The sequence below is a fragment of the Pseudomonas sp. Sample_22 genome, assembly GCF_004307635.1.
In the GTDB taxonomy this organism is placed as follows: domain Bacteria; phylum Pseudomonadota; class Gammaproteobacteria; order Pseudomonadales; family Pseudomonadaceae; genus Aquipseudomonas.
Map to the genome: position 1 here is coordinate 18,730 of NZ_RCNY01000095.1, position 3,333 is coordinate 22,062.

Here is a 3,333-nt window from a genome sequence, read left to right on the forward strand (position 1 = left end):
TCCCACAGGTATTGGGTTTGAACACAAATTCTGTGAGCAACTCCCACAGGTATTGTGGTTTGAACACAAAATGTGTGGACAACTCCAATCACTGTGGGAGCTGGCTTGCCAGCGATAGGCCGGGGTCGCGCTCGACCGACTCGGTCTCAATGATTGACGGTGTAGGCCAGCATCATCGAAATCTGACTCATCGGCCGTCCGCCGCTTTCTTCATGCCATTGGTTGAACACATCCTGCACCAGCGCCAGGTCGCGCAGGCTGGTTGGCACCTTGTCGATGATGTTCTGTGCGTTCAACGCCGCGACCACATCGTAACTCGGCACAAAGGTATCCTTGCCGACCATGCGCAGGAAACGCGGCGCAGACAGGCCGCCCAATTGATGGCCGCGCTTTTTCAGCATCGTCCACAAGCCGACGATATCGGTCACCGGCCAATCGGCGATCATCGCACCGAAGCTGCCCTTCTCAATGGCGACGTCCAGCACGAACTGCGCATTGCGCGGCACACTCTTCAATTTGCCCAGGTGGCGGATAATCCGCGCGTCCTGCATCAGGCGTTCCAGATGCTCGGCGCTCATCAGCACGACTTTTTCCGGGTCGAACTTGAAGAACACTTCTTCGAAGGCCGGCCATTTGGCGTCCACCAGGCTGTGTTTGAGCCCGGCACGGAATACGCGCAATGCCATGGTCGAGAGGTAGCGGTCATCGCTGATCTTGCGCAATTGCGCCGGGGTCTTGGGAACGGGCAGATGGGCTTCCAGTTCAGCCGCCGAACCGAAACGGTTCAGGCAGAATTCATTCAGCCACTTGTAGTCGCGCATGCCCTCTCCTGAGGATTAGATGAATAAACCCATGTGGGAGCCAGCCTGCTGGCGATGAGGGAGTGTCAGCCGACAATGATTTGTCTGACCCACCGCTATCGCCAGCAGGCTGGCTCCCACATCAAGGTGATTAAAGGTTAACCACGTTGACGAAGCGCGAAGCCGCCGTTTCGTCGATCTTGAGGCTGGTGAAGTCGAACAGGTTGCGGTCCGCCAGTTGCGACGGGATCACGTTCTGCAAGCTGCGGAAAATGCTCTCGGTACGGCCTGGGGTCTTGCGCTCCCAGTCCTGGAGCATTTCCTTGACCACCTGACGTTGCAGGTTTTCCTGGGAACCGCAGAGGTTGCACGGGATGATCGGGAACTGCTTGAAGTCCGAATAAGCCTGGATGTCCTTTTCGTTGCAGTAGGCCAACGGGCGGATCACCACGTTGCGTCCGTCATCGGCGCGCAACTTGGGTGGCATGGCCTTGAGCGAACCGTTGAAGAACATGTTGAGGAAGAACGTCTCGACGATGTCGTCGCGGTGATGACCCAAGGCCATTTTGGTCGCGCCGATCTCGTCAGCGAACGTGTACAGCGTGCCGCGACGCAGGCGCGAGCACAGCGAGCAAGTGGTTTTCCCTTCGGGAATCAGTTCCTTGACCACCGAGTAAGTGTCTTTTTCGACGATGTGATACTCGATTCCCAGCTCTTTGAGGTAAGCCGGCAGCACGTGCTCAGGGAAACCCGGTTGTTTCTGGTCCATGTTCACGGCCACGATCTCGAACTTGATCGGCGCGACCTTCTGCAAGTGCATCAGCACATCGAGCATGGTGTAGCTGTCCTTACCGCCGGACAGGCAGACCATGACCTTGTCGCCGTCTTCAATCATGTTGAAATCGGCAACAGCCTCACCGGCCTGGCGGCGAAGGCGCTTTTGCAGTTTGTTCTGGTTGACCGTAAGAGTGCCCATGACGCGAAATCCGTGAGGTGTGACGAAAGGCGGGCATTTTACGCAAAAACCTATGCCGGGCGAAGCGTCCTGACGGATCGCCTGCCGTTCTACAGATGCAACTGCGATTAAGCGCAGGCTTTACAGCGCAATTTGCTCTAAGCCCCCTCTCCTTGTGCGGTTAACTCCTTCCTATACTGCGACATAAGGTCGCATTCGTATTCCAGACCTTTTACTTACTTGGCCGTATTGGCCCGTAGGCGCTCCACTGGGGGGCGACGGTATAAAAGAGGAGTGACTGGCATGATCCATCACGTAGTGGGGCTCTTCACCCACCCTGACCAAGAATGGAAAGAAATCCGTGGCGACCAGGAGGAAAGCATCAGCCACATGTACCTGACCCACACCCTGATTCTGGCGGCCATCCCTGCTGTGTCGGCGTTTATCGGCACCACGCAGGTCGGCTGGGTGATCGGTAACCGGCCGCCAGTGATGTTGACGATGGAAAGTGCGCTCTGGATGACGATCATGTCGTACCTGGCGATGCTCGGTGGCGTCGCGGTCATGGGCGCGTTCATTCACTGGATGGCCCGCACCTATGACGCCAATCCCAGCCTGGCACGCTGCGTGGCCTTCGCGACCTACACCGCGACGCCGCTGTTCATCGGCGGCTTGGCGGCGCTGTACCCGCATATGTGGCTGGGGATGATCGTCGGCACTGCGGCGATCTGCTACACGGTCTATCTGTTGTATGTCGGGCTACCGACGTTCATGAACATTCCAACTGACGAGGGCTTTCTGTTTTCCAGTTCGGTGCTCGCCGTAGGCCTGGTCGTGCTGGTGGCTATCATGGCGTTCACTGTCATTGTCTGGGGACTCGGCGTGGGGCCGGTCTATACGAATTAGCAACACACCCTCCAAAAATCAGATCTGCCGACACAGGCCGCCGCAAGGCGGCCTTTTGATGCCTCCTGCCAGAAGAAACGCAACGACCATTCGGCGCTCAAACGATTCGCAAGGCCCGAGGGTTGCGGCATACTCAACGTCTCTGGAGATCCATCAAGCATGCCCGAGCAACTCAATACCCGCGTCGAAGACTGTTTCCAACAAGCCGAATCCTTTTTCAAACGACCTTTCAAACGCCCCGTGGTGAGCCTCAAGCTGCGCGGGCAAAAAGCCGGTGTCGCGCATTTGCACGAGAACCTGCTGCGTTTCAACCTGCAGTTGTACCGGGAAAACACCGAGGACTTCCTCAAGCAGACAGTGGCCCACGAAGTTGCCCACCTGATCGCTCATCAACTGTTCGGCGACCGCATTCAGCCCCATGGCGAAGAGTGGCAATTGATCATGCGCGGCGTGTACGAACTGCCGCCCAATCGCTGCCACACCTACGACGTCAAGCGCCGCAGCGTCACCCGCTACATCTACAAGTGCCCGTGCGCCGACAGCGATTTCCCGTTCTCGGCGCAGCGCCATGGCCTGGTGCGCCAGGGGCGGCGGTATTTGTGTCGGCGGTGTCGCAACACCTTGGTGTTCAGTGGGGAAATGCGGGTCGAATAGGCGGATCTTTCTGCTGGC

4 protein-coding genes are annotated in these 3,333 nt (G+C 57.7%); 2 read left to right on the top strand and 2 right to left on the bottom strand.

The genetic code is table 11. The annotated features are described in order from the left end of the window. Window positions 1-146: 146 nt before the first annotated feature. The gene (locus D8U73_RS28320) at window positions 147-821 is read right to left on the bottom strand and encodes a DNA-3-methyladenine glycosylase I (protein ID WP_130906342.1); all 675 of its coding nucleotides are present in this window, start codon (window positions 819-821) and stop codon (window positions 147-149) included. Between the two features lie 130 nt (window positions 822-951). Continuing rightward, window positions 952-1,776, bottom strand: coding sequence for a tRNA 2-thiocytidine(32) synthetase TtcA (ttcA, locus tag D8U73_RS28325; RefSeq protein WP_056853135.1), 825 nt, complete (start codon window positions 1,774-1,776; stop codon window positions 952-954). A gap of 282 nt (window positions 1,777-2,058) precedes the next feature. Between ttcA and D8U73_RS28330 the strand changes: the two genes are divergently transcribed. Next, the gene (locus D8U73_RS28330; protein WP_056853136.1) at window positions 2,059-2,661 is read left to right on the top strand and encodes a Yip1 family protein; all 603 of its coding nucleotides are present in this window, start codon (window positions 2,059-2,061) and stop codon (window positions 2,659-2,661) included. A 159-nt stretch (window positions 2,662-2,820) separates the two neighbouring features. Beyond that, complete coding sequence (locus D8U73_RS28335) at window positions 2,821-3,315, top strand: SprT family zinc-dependent metalloprotease (protein ID WP_056853137.1); 495 nt, start codon at window positions 2,821-2,823, stop codon at window positions 3,313-3,315. Window positions 3,316-3,333: the final 18 nt, after the last annotated feature.